Below are 19,545 nucleotides of genomic sequence, written 5' to 3' on the forward strand. Positions count from 1 at the left end.
GCGGTCGGGCTGGCGCTGGGAGGGTATGGAGAGCCGCCCTGTGGCGGCCGCATGGGGCGTGGGGGGGACGGGGGGGCGGATGGCGCGCGGTTCGGTGCTCTGGCGCCCGCCCGTGTCCGCGTCGGAGAGGCTCTCCACGCCGTGGTTGGGGATTGCTGGCCGTGGTTGGGGGCTGCTTGGCGTGGTTGGGGGCTGCTTGGGGAGGACCGAGATCGGTCTGGTGAGGGCAGGCGTGGGACTGCGGAGACAAGAGGGGATGCCTCGATGCAGGTACGTCTGCGTGTTGGATGGCGGCTTTCGATGACCAGCCCTTCATCGGCGGCTTCCGGCGCTTGTTGGTTCAGAGGCGTCCGAGATCGATGAGCGACGGTCGGGCCGTCAGCAATGGGTCCTCGAGGGAGGACAGGCTCGTCGGTCGGGGCTGGAGCAATACGGTGGTGTCGTCGTGCGCGCGTGGATGGGGGTGGTGCATCGGTGATCCACCTCCTGGATAAGCTCGAATCCAGCTGCGTGGGCTTCGATTGGGTCGGCGTGCGAGGGAACGTGCTGAATTCGTGTGGCAGTCGTGCGGCGGCAGGCTGCTTTGCTGCGTGGCCTGCCTCCTGCAATGCGGCGCGCGGTCGCTTCACTTCCTCCCTGGAGCTTGCTGCCATGAACCGCTGCTCGAAGTTTCTCCGCCATGCCTGTTCCGGCTTCCTCGGCCTGCTCTCCATGGGAGCGGTCCTCGCCAGCACGGTCCAGGGCTGCACCTCGGAGATTGCTGCCTCGCCTTGCGAGACGACCTTCGCGGCGGAGTGCGGCAAGTCCTGCCTCGATGACAATGGGTGTGCGGCCGGGCTCCATTGCAGCGCCGGCGCTTGCACTGCCGAATGCACGGAGGGAGGAAGCGAATGCCAGGCAGGGATCACCTGCAGCCCTCGCGGCCGCTGCGGTGACGACCTCGGTGGCTCGGGCTTCGGAGATCCAGGTGGCCCTGGCGATCACTGCCCCAGCGTCAACGTCACCTTCGGTCAGGTGACGCCCACCGTCATGCTCCTCATCGACCAGTCGGGGAGCATGAACGACAACTTCGGCGGCGATGGCAGCCGCTGGAACGTGCTCTACGACGCCCTGATGAACACCCAGAACGGCGTCGTCTCCACCCTCTCCGACGAGATCCGCTTCGGCCTCGCCCTCTACACGAGCCGTGACGGCTTCCAGGGCGGCACCTGCCCCATGATCACCCAGGTCGACGCTGCCCTCGGCAACTACGAGTCGATCCGACAGCGCTACCAGAACGCCCGCCCCGACGACGAGACGCCGACCGGAGAGAGCATCGACAAGATCGTCGACTACCTGAAGACCGTCGACGAAGCAGGCCCCCGGATGATCCTCCTCGCCACGGACGGCATGCCCGACACCTGCGCCGTCCCCAACCCGCAGAATGGCGAACCCGAAGCCATCGCCGCTGCCCGGCGCGCTCATGGCGAAGGCATCAAGACCGTGGTCCTCAGCGTCGGCCCCGACGTGGCCCTCAATCACCTCCAGGACATGGCCAACGCCGGCGCTGGCATCCAGAACGGCCAGGCCAGCGCCCCCTACTACCAGGCCCTCAACCAGACCTCCTTGATCGACGCCTTCAAGCAGATCATCGGTGGCGTCCGTGCCTGCGTCTTCACCCTCGACGGCGTCGTCACCACCGACGACCCCGCCCAGGGAGAAGTCCTCCTCGACGGCGAGCGGCTCACCTACAACGATCCCGACGGCTGGCGCCTCAACAACGCCTCCGAGCTGGAGCTGGTCGGCAACGCATGCCGCCGCGTCCAGGAGGACGCCCAGTCCATCAAGATCACCTTCCCCTGCGGAACGGTGGAAGTGATTCAGTGATCATCGTGAGCCGTGCGTCATCTGCTGCGCAAGGATCCATGCGCGGCGGTAAAAGGAAGCTTTATTAAGGCATGGAGCTGCGTGTTAAGCGTAGGAGCCTGCGCTACGAAGGCGTGCCTGACGTGGCTTTGGTTGCATGCTAACATTTAGCCATGGCTAGTGTAGGTGCGGCGCGACAAGCCAAGGCAGTTTTGAAAGAGCAACTCGGTCAACCTTCATGGTTGCACGGTATCGGGATCTCAGGAGAAGCAGGCGAGTACTGCATCAAGGTGAACGTCGCGACGCTCAGCGAGGAGGTGCGGGCAGTCGTTCCATCCTTGGTGAATGGAGTTCCAGTTATATTGGATTCAGTAGGAACGATTCGGGCGCGTGTTCCTAAGTGAGAAGGAGTTCCGCGTTAAAGCTGTCAAGAACCGTTTGAATCGGGTTTGCATAGGTGATGCCCGTTCGGTCTGATCCCGCGAAGAGCAACCCAATCGCGTGATCATATTCATCCAAGATCAGTGATCCGGAATCTCCCCCTTTACTGAAGAAAAGCGTTGTTTGCGGCTGCGACTTGATTTCGATTTGACCATCGAAAGAGAGATTGTTCGGTTCGTCGTCATGGTCTGAATAATTGACGATTACGTTGTCGACGTCGAATGCACTTACGAACCCCTCCGTAAGGCCAGTGGTACGTCCAACTTTCCATGCGTACATTCCGAGTTCGACCTCATCGTTCACGCCCTCCAGATTGTAACCGCTGTACGTGATGTCGTAGTCAATCTCGCTATCCAGCGATGCCAAGGCGGCATCCACTTGGTTGTTCCGCGCCTCTAGCCTTTGGGAGTAACGCAGCCAGCCGATCTGATGGGCCTGCCGTCCGCCATCCAGGCGGCCTGGTTGTAGAACAGCGTCGTCACGCTTGCCTCGATTGGTGTCGGCTAGAACGTGGTTATTCGAGAGAATGTACACGTAGCCATCCGGTCTTGTTACAAATCCGCCAATGGTCCCTGCGCTGACACGATGATGCCCGACCGAGAGCCCTGGAACAATCGGCCGGGTAGCCGTCCGGAACGCGCTTCGTGTGGTTAGAGGTCTAGGCGCTCGGACACTGCCTACGTACTGAACATCGGCCTCGCCTCTTGACGCCTCCACTGCCCGTTCGGCCCAGTGCTTCGTTTCGGATGAGCGATCAAAGAGGCGAACGGCGAGTAAGTACCCAGCGCCACGTATCTTGCTGGGCGCGACACCGAGTGCGAACGCAGGTTTTGGTCGAGGGGCTGAAAGTAAGGCTCCGACCTCGTTAAGCTCTTGTCTCGCGAGCTTATGGGCAGCGCGGCCTATGCGGAAATTCTCAGAGAGTAATTCGCTCTTGAGCGAACGGACGCTGGCAAGTTTCATCTGCTCAGCGTACCAGACTTCCGTGTCCGCCGAATAACTCTGTCTGCTGAGGACGCTCGAAGCTGAAGAGCCAGAAGTCGTGGGGTGATAACCACGAATTCAAAGACCCTCCTGCCGGCCAAGTCATTTGAACTCGACCTCAGAACACCAGCACCCCGCCCTCATCCGCCACCGCATCCCCCCCGGGCTTCACGGTCACCTCTCCCCCCTGCTTCGCCACCGCGTACTTCCCCCCGGGCACCAGCCCCGTCACCACGTGCCGCTTCACGCTCGCCGGCACCCCGTAGCGCACCTCCGCCACCTCCCCGACATCCACCGGGAACATCACCACCGTCTCCTTCACCACTGCCCCGGCGAACGGCGTTCCCCCCTTCGACTTCACCACCGCCGTCGCGTCCACCGCCGCACCACCGCTCGCCCCCTGCAGCACATGCAGGAACCGCGCATCCAGCGGCATCGCCTTCGGCTCCACCTGCAGCGTGAACTTCATCGGCTCCTGCTGCGCCGCCTTCGTCTCCCAGTTCTTCGGGTCTTCCTTGTACTCGAACGCTTTGATCGCCGCCTGCTCCGGCAGCAGCGTGCTCACGTACAGCTTCTGCCCCTTCGCCGTCGTCACCGTCGACAGGTTCCCGGCCACCGCCGGCATCGTCGGCGTGTGCAGGAAGTACCGCTTGAAGCGCCCCTCCTTCCCCGTCTTCGCCCGGTCGTACATCACCAGGTGATCCGGCTTCAGCCACACCAGCGACCGACTCGCGTGCTGCACATCGTCGATCTTCTCGTACGTCGAGTTGTACAGCGCCGTCGCGTCCCCCAGCGTGTACACGTAGTCCCTCCCGAAGCTCTTCGCGAGCAGCTTCGGATCCTCCGTGTGCACCAGCCCCCACTGTGACCCTCGCCGCCACAGCCCCCCGCGGAACGGCTCATCGTGCCGCCGGTTCCGGTCGTTCTCGATCGCCAGCGTGTTGTGCTGATCCGACCCCACGAAGAACGCCCCGTAGCCCACCCGCTCCTTCGTCAGCCACTCCCCCCCGCGCCAGAACGTGAACGCCAGCCCGTCCCCGTGCTGGTGATCGATCTGCGCCCAGCCCACCTGGTACGTCAGCCACGCCGCGTTCGGATCCCACCCCGTCCGCGCGAAGATCTGCCCTCGCCCCGACCCGTAGTGCTCCAGCGGCATCTCCGGCCGCGGATCCTTCGGCGTCACCGCCGGATCCATCAGCAGGAAGTAGTTGATCGTGTGCCGCTTGTAGACCTCCCCGAACCGCGACCGCGCCCGCCGTGAGATCCCCGCCTCCCCCCCTGGCCCCGTGTGCGTCACCAGCCACCGCAGCGCATTCAACCGCGCCGCGTTCCCGCTGTTCTGCGCGTGAAGCGCCAGGGCCGTGAACGGATCGATGTGATCCCACAGCTCGTACCGCTCCCCGTCCCCCGTCCACGACGCCAGGTACGTCGGCCCCGCGCTCCCCTGCACCGGCGCTGGACTCAGACTGTGCACGTACGCCGGGATCACCTCGCTCCAGAACGGGTTCCCATCCAGGTGCACCTGCTGCCCCCACCGCGCCGGGTCTGCCTCTCCCGCCGTCTGGATCGCCAGCAACGTCTGACTCACGTACGCCAGCGTCGCCGGCCCGTACTGGAACCCCTCGGGCGGCGAACCCCCGCGCGCATCGTTCCGCAGCAGATGATCGGTCGCGTACAGCCACGCCCCCGCCACGTTCGCGAAGTAGTCCCGCAGCCGCGGATACTGCCCCGTGTGGTCCGGCGGATCATCCGCCGGATCGAACGCCAGCGACAGCAGCGTCAGGTTGCGCATGTGCGCCGTGTAGAAGTTGTTCGCCGCGTACCGCGGCTTCTTCAGCCCCTCGTTCGGCCTCCCCTGCAAGATCACCGGATCGTTCAGCTTCCCGATCGGCGTCGGGTGGTCGAAGCTCGTCGTCGACGAGTTGAGCTGATCGTCCGCCCACTTCAGGAACACCCGCCGCACCCGCGCCTTCTCCTCCGCGCTCAGGTACGGATAGATCCAGTCTGCCGTCAGCCCGAACGACTCCCCCGCCCAGCGCGACCGGTCCGTCGTCGAGAACCCCCGCCGCGCCAGCGGATCCTTGTCGGCAGCCGCGATCACCCGGTCCACGATCGTCAGCAGGATCTTCTTCGCCCGCGCCGCGTAGTCCTTCCGCTCTGCCTCCACCGGCGCCACCAGCGCCATGAACGCGAACAGCTCCGCGTACGACTCGCAGAACACCCGCTCGTACGTGCAGTCCCCCTCCGACGGGATCTTCCCACGATCCATCCCGAGCTTCGCCTCTGCGACCACGCTCATCAGGTCCCGGTAGATCGGGTTCGACTCCACCGCCCGCGCCCGCAGCCGCGGCAGCTCCTCGGCCCGGATCCACAGCCGCGGGTGCGTCGTCACCGGCGTCGTCGGCGGCGCAGGTGGCGCCTCGAACACCGGAGGCGGCACCACCGGCGGGGCTGCTGCCGTCTTCACCCCACCCTTCGTCGACTGCACCCCTTCGGCCGACGCCGGCCCGTTGGCCGACCCGGGGGGCCCTGGGGTCACCCTCGGCTCACAGGCCAGGGAAGCGAAGCTGGTCAGCGCGGCGACGACGGAAACGAACGAGGCTCGAACACGCACGGGCGAACTCCTTGGGGGGGAGAAGGGCCAAAGGTGCCAAAGGTGAGAGGTTACCCCCCCTCGACCCCTGGGGCCACGGATGACGCCGCGCGCCACGTGCTGTACCGTCGCGCCCCCCGCGGTGGCAGCCTCGTGCCGCCCTGGAAGGAAGGTGATCGACCGTGCGCGTGCTCCACGTCCTGCATACCTCGCTCCCGTACATCGCTGGCTACACCATCCGCAGCGACTACATCCTTCGCTCCCAGCGCGACCAGGGCATGCAACCCGCCGTCGTCACCTCTGCCCAGCAGATCGGCCAGGACGCGCCCCTCGACGTCGTGAGCGGCATCCCGCACTTCCGCACCCAGCCCCTCCAGGGCAAAAACCCCCCGCTCGTGCGCGAAGCCCGCCTCATGACCGCCCTCGAGCGCCGCATCGAGACCGCCATCGAGGAGTGGCAGCCCGACATCATCCACGCCCACTCCCCCATGCTCGTCGGCCTCCCGGCCCTCTACGCCGCGCGCCGCTACCACCTCCCGTTCGTCTACGAAGTCCGCGACCTCTGGGAGAACGCCTCCGTCGATCGCGGCAAGTTCAAGGAAGACTCCCTCCCGTACCGCGCCACCGCCGGCGCCGAGGACGTCGTCTTCAAGCGCGCCGACGCCACCATCACCATCTGCGAGGCCCTCCGCAACGTCCTCGCCCCCCGCGTCCGCGACCCGCAAGCCCTCCACGTCGTCGCCAACGGCGCCGACTCCGACAAGTTCGTCCCGCGCCCCGACTCCGAAGCCACCCGCGAGCGCTACGGCCTTCAGGGCAAGCGCATCATCGGCTACATCGGCACGTTCCAGCCCTACGAGGGCCTCGAACTCCTCATCGAAGCCATCGGCGAGATCTCCCGCGACATCCCCGACGCCCACCTCGTCATCACCGGCGCAGGCGGCCAGGAAGAACAGCTCAAGGCCTTCACCCGCGACCGCGGCCTCGGCAACCTCGTCACCTTCACCGGCCGCGTCCCGCACGACCAGGTCTACGACCTCTATTCCATCGCCAGCCTCATGGCCTACCCGCGCATCCGCACCCGCACCACCGAGATCACCACCCCCCTCAAGCCCCTCGAAGCCATGTCGATGGAGCGCCCCGTCATCGTCAGCGACGTCCCCGCCATGGGCGAGCTCGTCCGCGAAGGCGAGACCGGCTTCACCTTCCGCGCCGGCGACGTCCACGACCTCGCCCGCCGCTGCGTCGCCGTCCTCAAGGACCCGGACCACCTCGCCACCATCGGCCGCAACGCCCGCGCCTGGATCCTCCGCGAGCGCCACTGGCAGACCCTCCTCACCCAGTACGCTGGCATCTACGAACAGGCCATCGTGGCCTACCGCTCTCGCTAGCCCGATGCCGCCTGGAGGGGTCAGCGCGTGTTCCTGATCAAGGTCGACCGCATCCGTGCGCTCGTGCTCTGCACCCTCTGGGGCCGCATCGAGCTCGACGAGATGCGCCGCTTCGACACTGAATTCGGCGACGCGCTGACCTGCCTCCAGGGCCGCAACATCCGCATCAACGCCGACTTCCGCGGCCTCAAGCCCGTCGCCCCCCAGATCGCCGAGATCCTCCGCCGCCGCCAGGAGCACGCCCTCGACTGCGGCGCCACGAAGATCGCCGAGGTCGCCGACAGCGAAGTCCTCTCCCTCCAGCTCACCCGCATCGCCCGCGAGAGCGGCGCCGACCGCATCACCCGCCGCTTCCCCACCGACCTTGCCGCCCGCGTCTGGCTCCTCGACGACCAGGCCTGACCAAGCACCACCCATGCCCGGGTCACGGGCACCCTAGCGACGCATCGCCCAGCCCGCACATTATGGTAGCGCCCCTCCAAGGACAACGGCGATTCGATCCGACCGCTTTTGGCTTTCGAGCCGCTCGATGTGTCGATGCCTCGGATTGAAATCCATGGTCATCGAGATGTAGACGCCATGTTTTCGTCTTTCGACGAAAGCACCATCACCCGCTAGTGCGACAACTCTTTGGATCGTCTGGGCATCAATCGATGCCTCACTCAGAAAGAAGTCGCGAAAGGCCAAGCTTCTTGACCTCTTTCGGAGTTTGTCGGGTTCTTCCAGTGGATACTCTATCAGAATAGCACCATAGATGCAGGATATTCTGTCTGCTATGTCTACGAAGCGTTCGTATACACGTCGTCCAAGTCGCCTGACTCTTGGGGTCGTCTCTTGTTCTGAAACGCAGAAGATGTCGCCTTCAGTGCGCAGTACGATGCTGCGCTCGCGAGTCTTGAGCATTTCTGGTTTTTTGATCAACCCAATCAAATTGGGCACATAAAGTTCTTCTGGTAGTGCCCCCGTAGGGACATTGGGGACAAGCGCCTCTACGGCGGGCCTCACACCTGCAGTGCCTACGTAGAATGAAAAATCTAGAAAGGGAGCGTCCATGGGTGTCTCATCTCTTCAGCAATGAGAGAATGCGTGCGCCCCTGGAGGGACGCTTGGGACGAGCGCTTCTACGGCAGGTCTCACACCCGTAGCGCCTACATAGAACGAGAAATCTAGAAAGGGAGCGTCCATCGGTGTCTCACCTCGACATGGATGAAATGGGCGGCAGCCCCGGCACGTCAGCGCCGTGCTTCCGACGAGCCATCACGGCAGCGCCTTCCCGAGGACCATGGCGATCCTCATCGATCGTTCTTGCTGGTCGAGCTGCGCGACCTGGCGATGGCGCGGGTTGAGTTCCTTGTTCATCGAGATGTACACGCCGCGTCTTCGCTGCTCGACATACGCATCGTCGCCTGCCAGCGCGATGATCTGTTGCACCGTCCTCGACCCGAGCACCTCCTCGCTCACGAAGAAGTCGCGGAAGGCAAGGCTCCTCGGGTCCCGCTGGAGCTCCTCGGGGGTCTCCAGGGAGTATTCCACCAGAATGGCGCCGTAATAGCAGGAGATCGTGTCGACGATCTCCACGAACCGCTTGTAGACGATGCGCCCGAGTCGTCTGGGCTGCACCTTCTCCTCGCACGACGGAAAACAGAAGGCCTCCCCCTTCGTGCGCAGCACGACGAGGCGATCGTACACCGCGAGGATCTCTGGTCCCTTCATCACCCCGATCAGCTTGGGGGCATAGAGCTTCTCCGGTAGCTCCCCTGGAGGCACGTTGGGCACCAGCGCCTCGACGGCGGGCCTCTCCCCTGCCGCGCCCACGTAGAACGAGAACTCCAGAAACGGCGCGTGCATCGGTGCCTCATCTCGACGAGCCCATCACGGCAGCGCATTGCCGAGGACCTGGGCGATTCGCGAAGATCGTTGGTGCCAGTCGAGTTCATCGAGGTGGCGGTGGATCGGGTTGAGCTCATCGATCATCCAGACGTGGACGCCACGCCTTCGCATCTCGACGAAGGCCTCCTCGCCTGCCAGCGCGACGACATCGCGCACCATCGCAGCGTCGAGTGACTCCTCGCTCACGAAGAAGTCGCGGAATGCCAAGCTCCTCGGATCCCGCCGAATCTGTTCGGGGGTCTCCAGGGGGTACTCCACCAGAATGGCCCCATAGAAGCAGCGGATCGTGTCGGCGACCTCCACGAACCGCTCGTACACGCGACGCCCGAGCCGCTTGCGCCGTGACCGGTTGTCGGGAAGGTGGTTGCAAAAGACATCGCCTTCGGTGCGGAGCACGACGTGCTCATCGCAAATCTGGAGGACCTCCGCGCCCTCCATCAGTCCGATCAGGCCTGGTCGATGGATTTGCTCGGGGAGAGCCCCCAGCGGAAGTCCGGGGACCAGCGCCTCGATGGCAGGCCTCACCCCGCCGGCACCCACGTAGAACGAAAAGTCTAGAAACGGCGCGTCCATGACTCTCCCACGCTTCAGCGAACACGCATCGAGCACCAGCGCGCATCAATCCCGTCGGTGCGGCTCTCCGGGGTCAATCTGGCGGCACCACCGTATCCGGTGGCAGACCGCCTCGATCGGGCGGCGTCTGCTGCCCTCGCTCCGCATCCATGTTCGCCCGCATGGCGAGCTCGATCAGTGCCTCCGGCGTCAACCTCCCCAGCGCGGCGAGGATTTCTCCCCGGGTGTTCGGAGGAAGTCGAAGACGCCGCCTGGAAGTGGCTGCGTCACCGTGGCGCACATCGACCCCGAGGTGCTGATCGGCACCTGGTCTCGTGCCGATCGCGTCTGCGTCTCTCGGCTCGGATCCAACCTCTTCGGTGTCGCTCGGCTCGGCGAAGCTCACCTCGGCTGGGAGCCTCGCGGCGTCGCCCGGGCCAGCTTCACCCTTCGCTGACTCCTTCGCAGTTTCTGGCCTCTTCGTCTCACTCGCCCAGGGTTCGCCTCCGGCCGCATCCTTCGCAGCCGCAGCGGACCTCTTCGTCTCACTCGTCCAGGTTTCGTCTCCGGCCGCATCCTCCGCAGCCATGACGGGTCTCTTCACTTCACTCGTCTCGACGTCGACCTTTGCCGCTCCGCTCGCTGCGGCTTCGACCTTCCTCGCATCGAGCTTCTCCCCCCTGAACCGCTCACGCCCCAACACCTCGGCGCGGCTCTCCTCAGCCTCCGCCTGCGGCCTCCCATCCGTCTCTGCCTCGCCTCCCGCGACCCTCGGCGCCTCTCTCGCCAGCGCCGCAGCGGCTGCCTCTGCGGCCCGCTTGCGCCGCGTGTTCGCGCCGCGCAGCGAGATCTGGCTGTTGTAACGGATGGTATGCTCGAACAGCGCGAGGACCGACGGATCCTTTCGACGCGCCACGAGCCGCGCCATCGACGCGATGAGCCCGATGTCCGTCTCCCGCTCGTTCTCCAGCGCCGCCTCGGTCTCGGCCAGCACCTCGGCGAGCTTGTCCACGTGGTGCTTCGCCTTGCGCAGCTCCTCGAGCAGCGCCGTTCTCGTCGTGATGCGCATGTGGACCGGCGCGGCGACGCCGAGCGCGTCTCCCAGCAAGGGCACGGCGCGCGCAAGCTCGGTCTCGACCTCGGCGAACCCTTCCTGCTCCCGGCGCATGCCTCGGAGCGCACCCTTGTTGTGGTCGACGAGCACCCCCTCGAACTGCTGGAGGTCGATGGATAAGGGGCCGCAATACGGGACGGCAGGACGGATCGCCACGGAGACCTCGCTGATCGGGAGGGACCCCCGCAGCGGGGGGTCGGTTAGGTCATCGCGCGCGCCGACCGGGCGACCGGCGCACGCTTACGAGGTGACCACGACGTCGCCATCCGTCAAGTCGTCCAGGCAGATTTTTCGACCCTCGACGTGCACGGCGCGACGGGATGCCGAGGGGGTCTCCAGAGAGGTCGAGGTCGTGGGAGGCGGTCACGTGGTCGTGATGGAGGCATCACGACCACGGCTGGGGGCATCACGATCACGGCTGGGAGCACGTCGGTGCCGTTGCGGTGCGAGCCGCTGTCGTGAACCTCGATGCCGAGACCGTGGTCCGCGAGGACGGGGACGGAGACGGAGACACCGACGTCAGGATCCCAGGAATCGCGTTCGAGATCGGGGACATCGAGGTCGTCTCTCCGGCTCACGAGGACGTGGACCGTGAAACCGTGGGCGTGCCTGGCGACGACGCCCGCATGACCGGGGATGGCGCGATCGCCAGGAGCGGGGACGCCATCGGCATGGGCGGGGACGCCGGGGTGACCCGGGGTGACGACGTCGCAGGCCTCCTCGCGGTCCGGGGCTTCTCCTTGTGAGCGTCGGTACGTCGCCCTTAGCATGAGCCACGAGGCCGACAGCGCCTCGCGCAGACCCTGCCATCGCTCAGGAGGTGCCCATGTCACACGCCATTCGGTCGCTCTGCCCCTTGCTGATTGCCGGGCTGTCGCTCGGCTGCGTCATCGTCAAAGCCGATCCCTCGCCCCCCTCACCGCCCGAGGTGCCGGACACTGGCCCCACGGACCCTGGCCACGAGCCTCCCCTCGACCCGGAGGACGACCCTCCTCCCGAGCCACCTGGGGACTGTGACCCGTCGATCCCCTCGGGCTGGCGGAGCCTCTCCAGCTCGGCCTCGGCCGGGCTCACGCGCTGGCTGGACCGTCAGGACGCGATCTACGCCTGGACGGGGAGCGAGCTTCTCGTCCACACGGGCGTCGGGGGCGCGGTGTACGCCCCGGCCACGGACTCCTGGCGCCCGATGGCCAGCGTCGGGTCCCGCCTCGTCGGCGCGTGGGCCTGGTCGGGTGACGCGCTGTTCGTGAAGGGCGTGGACAACGACACCAACGCCCAGCGCTGGTTCGCCTACCACCCGGCCACGGACACCTGGGAGACCTTGCCGCCAGCGCCGCTGCTCGACTTCCGCGGTCACAGCGCGGTCTGGTCCACCACGACCCACGAGCTGCTCGTCTGGGGCGGCGTGGAGGAGCCGAACACCGTCGACGAGCCTTACATCACGTACGACGGCGGCGCGGCCTACGACCCGGCCACAGGCACGTGGCGCGTGCTCGCTCCGTCATCGCTCTCCGGGCGCGGGTTCCACGGTGCGATCTGGAACGGCGCGGCGATGATCGTGTACGGCGGCGCGGAAGGGGAGCTGCTGCCCCTCGGCGACGGCGCGGCCTACGATCCGGCGACCGATGCCTGGACCTCGATCGCGTCGCCCACCGCGACCTTGCCCCTGGCACCACGCGCCAGCGCGCGGACCTTCGTCGGGGGTCCCTCGGGGAGCGCGGCCATCTTCTGGGGAGGCAACGAGGGACCATGCTCCCACTGCATGCCCTTCGATCGCGTCGACGGAGGCGTCTACGACGCCGCCACGGATGCCTGGACCAAGATCCCTTCGCTGGAGACGTCGCCCCTCGGCAGCTCCGGGCTGCGCTATCAGCCCTCGGTCTGGGTGGGCGCAGGGCGCCTCTGGGTGCTGGGTGGCATCGGTGGCGACGAGGGACCCTGGGGACCGTTCGACAACGGGGTGGCGTACGATCTCGCCGCAGAGACCTGGTCCACGATCCCTGGTGGTCACGTGCTGGGGGCCCGGAGGGCTGCGTCCGTCGTCTGGACGGGCTGCGAGGCGATCTTCTACGGCGGCCTCGACGCGGACAGCGACTGGCTGACCGACGGCGCGATCTACCGGCCCTGAACCTGCCAGCCTCGAAATCTGTCGAACTTCCTTGCCGTGTCTGAAGCGCAGGTAAAGTTCAGGGTCACATAGAGCCCCATTAAGAGTGAATTTGCGGTTTAGTTATTGCCGGTCCAACGTTCCTCGATGTCGAGCCGTCGGAGGTGTGACGTGATGGTCTTCTGATCCATCTTCAGGAATCTAGCTGCCGAGGACTTGGATCGGAAATGGCTCAAGACTACCTCCCAATGCTCACGCGAATAATCGCGGGGTTTAGTTGGTAGGGCGTCTTGGTCGGCACTTTCGTTAGTCGTCCCCTCCTCCTGCAACTCAGTCGCACTGTCCGCTTCATCAAACGAGGGTTGCGTCTGCCCCAGGGCTTTGCGCATCTGTTCCAGAATGCTGCCTTTGCTTGAGAACGACCTCACCTTTTCGATAAGGTCCGGAAAGACCGAGACGGCAAGCGTGACCATGGGAATGAATCCTTGGAGGATCCGCATGAGATCTTGCTGCGCGAACACGGGGATCTCACGAATCTCACTGAGCAACTTGAACCAAGGGCTCTCTATGAGGTGTGTGCTCCTCGACAGCTCGATGAGTTCGAGGTCGACCGCTTCGCGTTTGGTGAGAGCCTTCTGTTGTGCCTCGACGAGGGCGCGAACGACTTCGTCAGGGAGCTGAGGTGCTGAACGGATTTGTCGCCATTCAGTTTCGATGGCGGTGAGCCGCCCCTGTTCGCGGGTTAGCTCCTGGTGGTGCTGAAGGTGCTGAACCACAGTCTTGTGATCTTCGGAAGCGTCAGGAATAGTCGCGAAGAAGTTGTGAAGGCCTGCAATGTCAGCTGCTGCCTCTGGAGCTTCCAACGCGTCCAGACTGCGGGCCACCTCCTTCACCCGCCAGGAAGCCAGTTCCGCAGTCAATCCCTGTCCGTCGGCTTCGTCGCAGAGGAAGCCTGGTGCCCGCTTGAAAAGCGGCTGCTCGAGATAAGGGCGCTGGAGATGAGGAGGGAGGTCTTCGAGCCGAACCGTGCTGCCGCCGGCGCTGCTCAACGCGAGGCGCAGGACTCCCACGAGTTCACGCAGATTGCCGGGCCACTGGTGGAGTGAGAGAGCTTCGGTGGCGCTGCGTGTGATGGGGGGCAAGGCCTTTTGGCCCAGCTTGTGAAGGAGTTCAGGGATCACGTCCGTGAATACGCCGCGTCTCTTTCGAAGAGGGGGCAGTCGTAGCCAACCGACGCGAATGCGGTGGAGAAGGTCGCGACGGAAAGCACCGCGCGCGATATCCTCGTCTAGGGTGTGCCAGGTGGCCGCAAGAATCCGAACTTGAATTTGTCTCTCCCGATTTTCTCCGACGCGCGACAGCTTTTGATCCTGCAGGAATCGAAGCAGTCGCACCTGCGCGGCGAGCGGCAGGTCGCCGATCTCATCGATGAGCAGCGTGCCGTGATCAGCCTCCTCCAGCCGGCCGGGTCTTTCGCTTTGAGCACCTGTGTATGCACCCCGCACGTGACCGAAGAGTTCGTCGTTGATGAGGTCTGGCGGCAGCCCCGACACCTGCACGACGTGGAAACCACCTTTGTTTTCCTGCTCTCGAACCCAGATGTCGTGTATCGCGCGCGCTACCAGCTCCTTTCCCGTGCCCGTCTCGCCCTCGATCAGAATGGGAATCGCAAGCCCTGCAGGCACCTCAGGTGTATTGCCCGTCGCGTAGTCGCGTGCCTTGGAGAGTTCGAGCAGCATCTCCAGATCGGTCGCGACGATGCCATCGAATGCGCGCTCCTCCGCCTTGCGCAGCCGGAGCCAGGCTCGGCAGCGGTCGAGGTGCTCGTCATCATGGCCGAGGGAAATGACGGATGGTTTTGCTGTTCTGGCATTGGCGATGAGCTCCGCCGCTGCTTCGATCTTCGATGCCGAGTCGAGCGCACGGCGGAGTTTGAGGCGCTTTTCTTCGTCGGACGAGAGACCGAAGAGTAGGGCGAGATCCCCAGCGGTGCCTCGACCGGCCCGCAGGCTACGTCGGAGGTGCCGTCGCACGTGAAGAACCACCTCGCTATGAAGCGGCTCTTTGGGCAGTCTCTCGTCGATCAGGATCATGCTGTCCTTTGGTCAGAGCGGCTGTACGAGGACCTCGGGGGTCTGGTCGAGGGCTAGGGTGGCGCGCACGCGCCATCCTACCTGGACACGGTTCACCCCTGCGAGCCCACCGATCAGTGCACCGAGAAGGGCAGCGACGCCCCCGAACTTCGGCACGTCGACGAGTGCTTCTACCGCGAGCCCGATAAACCCGCCCAGCGCCGCTCCTTCAGCAGCACCGAGGCCGCCGGCCAGGAAGAAGTCGCGGAGACGCGGATCCGTCTCGGGGTCGAACGCGAACCGAATGCCGGCAGTATCTACGAGTTCATGCATGACCCGGCGAAATGTCACGAGGTTCTGCAAGCCTCTCAGCGCGAATGCCTGCCGCTGCTGAAGAGCAAAGAGCAGTTGGCCGTCAGAGAGAATGATGGAGGACGTGTGCATGGAGCTTTCCTTTTCGAAGGACGCATCAGTGCGCCCTTCCCGCTTCACTGCATGCCGCATGCCACTTGTTTAACTGTTTGAAATCACTAATAATGACGCTGTTTATGTGAGTGGTGTCACGATCGGAGAACCGCCAATCACTGCCCTTCTCAAGCTGCTCTTGGACAGTTCCCGGGAAGCTTCCAGGGAGTTCCAGGGAACATGCGGAAACGTCTCCGCGAACGCGGTGGATAAGCGGTTGCCGGCAAGCTGGAGGCTTCGTCCAGTCATCACGCTCCCGGTGCCTGCTTGGTTCCTTGTGGGCGCACTCGGGTTGGTGAGCGTCCGATGTTGGGGAGGATAACGTGGCGTGTGAGTCGGGAGGTCAGGGCGACCTTTTGAAACTACCGGGTTGCTGCGGGCATGTCGGGCACCTCGTTGGACCTCGCTCGCGCAGCGCCGCGTGAGGCGGCGACGTGCACAAGGATCTCGTGACTGTGGTGCGCCGTTGTGGCGTGAGCCGTGTGCTCTGCCCCCAGCTCACGCTCCACTGAGGCTCCAATCCGACCGATCGCGCGCGTAGCAGAGCTGGGCCTGACATATCCAGGGAGGTGCAGTACGGCTACCACCGCAAGAACTGCTCCGGTGAAAAGACATCGAAGTGCACTGTGCGGAAGGGGTTGTCGTGATGCTCGACGGCTTCGGTAGCTACGAGGTCGCGCCTGCTTCGCCTGGTTGGCATGACGCCTTCGTCAACGGTCTAGAAGGAGATAGATGCTTGTGGCGGGCAGCATTGCACTTCATGCCACGCTGCCGTGCAGGCATGCTCGCGCTCACGGGCCGAAGCGTCTCCAAAAACTAGCCCTATCGCTGCGTCGGCACCTTTTCCGTCTCGATGGGTTGACATGGAACCCTGGCTGGACCGCTCTTGCGTTAGGGCGCGGCGGCCAGCCACCTCCTTGGTTTGCTTGCGATCCGCTTCACGAGTAACGGCGTGCCCCATTCATGTTGTGGCGGCCTCATGCGGGGGACCGCTGTGACGAGCTTTTCGTCGAGGTCAGGGCGTCTCGGACGCCGGGCGCGTCGCGTCGAGAGGCTGGGCGTCTCGGACGCCGGGCGCGTGGCATCGAGAGGCTGGGCGGCGGCTCGGGTCCGGCGACGACGTAGGCGCTGCGTGGGCGCTGCCTGGGCGCTGCGTGTGTGATGGACGTCGGGACGAGGACACGTCGGCGTATCAACCATCTCGAAATCAGCGGGAAGATCCTCTATGCGCGTAGGATGGACGTCGAGCGCAGTCCGCTCATCCCGCAACTCATCCGATGAAACGTCTTCAGAGAATGCGCCGAGGCGCGGGGTGGCGAGAGCCACGCGCCTTCGTGACGGTGGTCTTTGCTCTCGCGTCGTTCCTTTGTGCCTCGGCAGGCTGGGGCATCCCGAAAGCGGCGGCGCAGGATGCCGATCCCGCTGGTGCGGGCACGGCCGCCGCGGCCGCGCAGGGCACACCGCCGTCGCCTGCTGCCACGCCGCCCCCGGCTGCGCCCACGCCTGCGCCGGTCCCGACCGTCGAGGCTGCCCGGACCGCCGAGCCGGTCCCGGCCGTCGAGGCGGCTCGGACTGCCGAGCCGGTCCCGGTCGTCGCGCCGCCTGCGGCCTCACCGGAGCCCGTCGTCGAGGCGGTCAGGGCCGTCGAGCCGGCGCCCGCCAAGGCCGTCGAGCCGGCGCCCACGGTGGACCCTGCTGCCGCCGACCCCGCGTCCACTGCGGAGACCAGCCCGCCGGCCGACCCTGCGGCCCCGGCCGACTCTGCGGCCCCGGTCGACGAGGCCGCCGCGCAGGAGCGGCGCACCCGGGTCGAGGCGCTCGCTCAAGAGGCCAAGGACGTCGCGCACGGCAACGAGGCCGCCGACGCCCTCCTCCAGCGCGTCATGACCGAGCTGAGCGCGCTGCGCCCCCTGGTGGAGCGGGCGATCGCGGACGCGAACGCGGCGACGTCGGCGGACGCCCCGACGCCCGCCTGGGCGGTGGAGGTGCTCGCGGACGAGGAGACGCTCGACGCCACGCGCGTGCTGCTCCTCCACCGGCTCACCCACACGGGCCGCGACGCGGCGCTCGGCGTCGACCGGGCGGGCCTGGAGCAGCTCCGCGCCGAGGTGTGGCACATCGAGACGCGGGCGCGCTGGTCGTTCGCGCGCCGGGATGCCCTTCGCGGCGAGCTGTTCGAGGCGTTCGGCGACCCGTTCAACATCGCCGCCCTCTCGGTGCGCGGTGGCCTCGTGCTGGTCGTGCTGGTGCTGGCTGCGCTGGCCGCCTCGAAGCGCCAGCGCCTCCTCGACAGCGGCCGCAGCATCCTCCTCCGCGCCGTCCGCAGGCCGCGCCTCCAGCGCGTGGTCGAGCGGGTCCACGGCGTGGTCTCGGTGCTCTCCGGGCCGCTGCTCTTCCTGTTCCTGCTCTGGGGCTTCCACTGGGCGCTCGGCCCCACCGTCATGCACCTGCATGCGGTGGCGCTGATCTACGATCTCCTGGTCTGGTACGCGGTCTACCGGATCGTGATCGTGGCGCTGGAGCGGCTCGTCGCGGCGCGCGCGGGCTCGCCCTCCACGCTGTTCGGGCCGCCGCTCGGTGGCAAGATCCTCAGCGCGGTGCGCACCGTCGGCAGGTACGCGCTCTTCGTCGCCTTCGTTCGGATGATCGTCCAGTTCGTGGCCGGGCCGGGCTACCTCCACCACGCGGTGGGGCGCATCGCCTCGCTGGGTACGCTGGTGGTGATCTGGGTCCTGATGCGTCGCTTCCGCGACGACATCTGTGACGCCTACCTGCGCCGCCACGACACCGGCGCGCTCGCCAGCGCGGTGCGCGCGACACGGCACAAGTGGTACGGCTTCTTCGTCGCGCTCATCGCGTTCCTCTCGCTGGCGCTCGCGGCGCTGGGGCGCTGGCTCCGGAGCTTCCTGCTCGGTTTCGAGCAGTCGCACCGGTTGCTCGCGTTCCTCTTCCGGCGGCGCCTGGAGAAGCGCCTCGGGGCGAACGGGAACGATGCGTCGCTGTCGGACGACCCGGATCTGCCCGCCGAGCTGCTCGCGGATCTACCCGAGGTCCCCATCGAGGATCCGGCGAAGGGCCTCGACTACTACCCGGACCTGGACCGCTTCGAGGAGCTGCTCGCGGCGTGGAAGGACAGCCCGCGGATCGGCTCGCTCCTGCTCGTGGGCGGCGCGGGCTCGGGCAAGACGAGCTGGCTGCGCGCGGCGGAGCGCGCGGCGGGGGACATCCCCAGCCAGCGCATCGCGCTCAAGCAGCGGATGCTCACGCCGGAGGCCGTGGTCTCCACGCTGGGCGCCGCGCTGGCGGCACCACCGGAAGCGCTCGCCGACCCGCACGCGCTCGCGGCGTGGCTCCGCAAGCAGCCGCGTCGGCTGCTCATCCTCGACGATCTGGAACACCTCTTCCTGCGCGGCCTCGACACCTGGGGCGCCTGGGAGGCGTTCCTCGACATCGTCGAGTACTCGGCGCCGAGCATGTTCTGGCTCTGCGCGCTGGCCGAGCACCCGCACCGCTTCGTGCTCTTCGCCCGCGGTGAGATCCCCGTCTTCCGGGCGGTGGTGGAGCTGGAGCCGTGGCCCGAGGAGAAGCTCGGCGAGCTGCTCGGCGGGCGCGTCCGCGCGAGCGGCTACGAGCTGTCGTTCGACGACCTGATGACGGACGACGAGGACCCGGATCCCGCAGCCCAGGCGGCCGGCACCGAGCGGGACTTCCGCCGCCTCATCTGGGACTACGCGCAGGGGTGCCCGCGCGTCGCGCTCCACTACTGGCTGCGCTCGCTCCAGGTCGCCGGGGAACGCCGCCTGCGGGTGAAGCTCTTCCGCGGGCCCAGCGAGGACACGCTGGAGGACCTGGGCGAGGTCGAGCGGTTCGTGCTCGCCAGCGTGGTGTGGCACGACAGCCTGACCCCGCAGGAGGCGTCGCTCTCGCTCTCCTTCCCGCGCCTCCCTTGCGAGGACGCCCTCGCCAAGCTCCTGGAGCTGGGTGTCGTCGACGATCACGGCGGTCGCCACCGGGTCACCACCCCGTGGCAGAGCGCCGTCACCAGCTTTCTCCTGCGCAAGCACCTCATCCAGCCCTGACGAGACACGCCC

General features: G+C 66.1%; 14 protein-coding genes. 6 read left to right on the forward strand and 8 right to left on the reverse strand.

The window, feature by feature from the left end; genetic code table 11:
• Window positions 1-651 precede the first annotated feature (651 nt).
• Entirely contained in the window at window positions 652-1,866 is a 1,215-nt protein-coding gene (locus tag CMC5_RS09535) for a vWA domain-containing protein (RefSeq protein WP_169796491.1), read from the forward strand.
• 375 nt (window positions 1,867-2,241) lie between these two features.
• Here the strand turns inward: CMC5_RS09535 and CMC5_RS42255 are convergent, their stop codons facing one another.
• Window positions 2,242-2,820 (reverse strand): chymotrypsin family serine protease, encoded by a 579-nt coding sequence (locus CMC5_RS42255; RefSeq protein ID WP_156338394.1) that lies wholly within the window; start codon window positions 2,818-2,820, stop codon window positions 2,242-2,244.
• Window positions 2,821-3,388: 568 nt separating this feature from the next.
• On the reverse strand, window positions 3,389-5,884 hold the full coding sequence (locus CMC5_RS09545) for a hypothetical protein (protein WP_050430102.1): 2,496 nt from the start codon (window positions 5,882-5,884) through the stop codon (window positions 3,389-3,391).
• Window positions 5,885-6,045: 161 nt separating this feature from the next.
• On the opposite strand from CMC5_RS09545, the gene CMC5_RS09550 reads away from it, so the two are divergent.
• Complete coding sequence (locus CMC5_RS09550) at window positions 6,046-7,254, forward strand: glycosyltransferase (protein WP_063796248.1); 1,209 nt, start codon at window positions 6,046-6,048, stop codon at window positions 7,252-7,254.
• 27 nt (window positions 7,255-7,281) lie between these two features.
• Window positions 7,282-7,656 (forward strand): hypothetical protein, encoded by a 375-nt coding sequence (locus CMC5_RS09555; protein ID WP_050430103.1) that lies wholly within the window; start codon window positions 7,282-7,284, stop codon window positions 7,654-7,656.
• Window positions 7,657-7,716: 60 nt separating this feature from the next.
• Here CMC5_RS09555 and CMC5_RS44170 read toward each other — a convergent pair whose 3' ends face one another.
• The 4 genes from CMC5_RS44170 to CMC5_RS09570 form a co-directional block, all read right to left on the reverse strand.
• On the reverse strand, window positions 7,717-8,307 hold the full coding sequence (locus tag CMC5_RS44170; protein WP_156338395.1) for a hypothetical protein: 591 nt from the start codon (window positions 8,305-8,307) through the stop codon (window positions 7,717-7,719).
• A 204-nt stretch (window positions 8,308-8,511) separates the two neighbouring features.
• Complete coding sequence (locus tag CMC5_RS09560) at window positions 8,512-9,102, reverse strand: hypothetical protein (protein ID WP_050430104.1); 591 nt, start codon at window positions 9,100-9,102, stop codon at window positions 8,512-8,514.
• A 24-nt stretch (window positions 9,103-9,126) separates the two neighbouring features.
• A complete protein-coding gene (locus CMC5_RS09565) occupies window positions 9,127-9,717 on the reverse strand; it encodes a hypothetical protein (RefSeq protein ID WP_050430105.1) in 591 nt (196 codons plus the stop codon).
• Window positions 9,718-9,790: 73 nt separating this feature from the next.
• Window positions 9,791-10,966 carry a hypothetical protein gene (locus CMC5_RS09570; RefSeq protein WP_050430106.1) on the reverse strand — a complete coding sequence of 392 codons (1,176 nt, stop codon included), beginning with the start codon at window positions 10,964-10,966 and terminating at the stop codon, window positions 9,791-9,793.
• Between the two features lie 302 nt (window positions 10,967-11,268).
• On the opposite strand from CMC5_RS09570, the gene CMC5_RS09575 reads away from it, so the two are divergent.
• Complete coding sequence (locus CMC5_RS09575; protein WP_156338396.1) at window positions 11,269-11,556, forward strand: hypothetical protein; 288 nt, start codon at window positions 11,269-11,271, stop codon at window positions 11,554-11,556.
• An 80-nt stretch (window positions 11,557-11,636) separates the two neighbouring features.
• On the forward strand, window positions 11,637-12,938 hold the full coding sequence (locus tag CMC5_RS09580) for a Kelch repeat-containing protein (RefSeq protein ID WP_050430108.1): 1,302 nt from the start codon (window positions 11,637-11,639) through the stop codon (window positions 12,936-12,938).
• Between the two features lie 98 nt (window positions 12,939-13,036).
• Here CMC5_RS09580 and CMC5_RS42260 read toward each other — a convergent pair whose 3' ends face one another.
• Together CMC5_RS42260 and CMC5_RS09600 are read right to left on the reverse strand one after the other, a co-directional pair.
• Window positions 13,037-15,010, reverse strand: a complete 1,974-nt coding sequence (locus tag CMC5_RS42260; RefSeq protein WP_082362351.1) for a sigma-54-dependent Fis family transcriptional regulator — start codon at window positions 15,008-15,010, stop codon at window positions 13,037-13,039.
• Window positions 15,011-15,022: 12 nt separating this feature from the next.
• Complete coding sequence (locus tag CMC5_RS09600) at window positions 15,023-15,433, reverse strand: hypothetical protein (protein ID WP_050430112.1); 411 nt, start codon at window positions 15,431-15,433, stop codon at window positions 15,023-15,025.
• A gap of 1,316 nt (window positions 15,434-16,749) precedes the next feature.
• Here CMC5_RS09600 and CMC5_RS09605 point away from each other — a divergent pair.
• Window positions 16,750-19,533: a hypothetical protein gene (locus tag CMC5_RS09605; RefSeq protein WP_050430113.1), complete on the forward strand. Its 2,784-nt coding sequence runs from the start codon at window positions 16,750-16,752 to the stop codon at window positions 19,531-19,533.
• Window positions 19,534-19,545 lie beyond the last annotated feature (12 nt).

This window comes from Chondromyces crocatus, assembly GCF_001189295.1.
Lineage (GTDB): Bacteria > Myxococcota_A > Polyangia > Polyangiales > Polyangiaceae > Chondromyces > Chondromyces crocatus.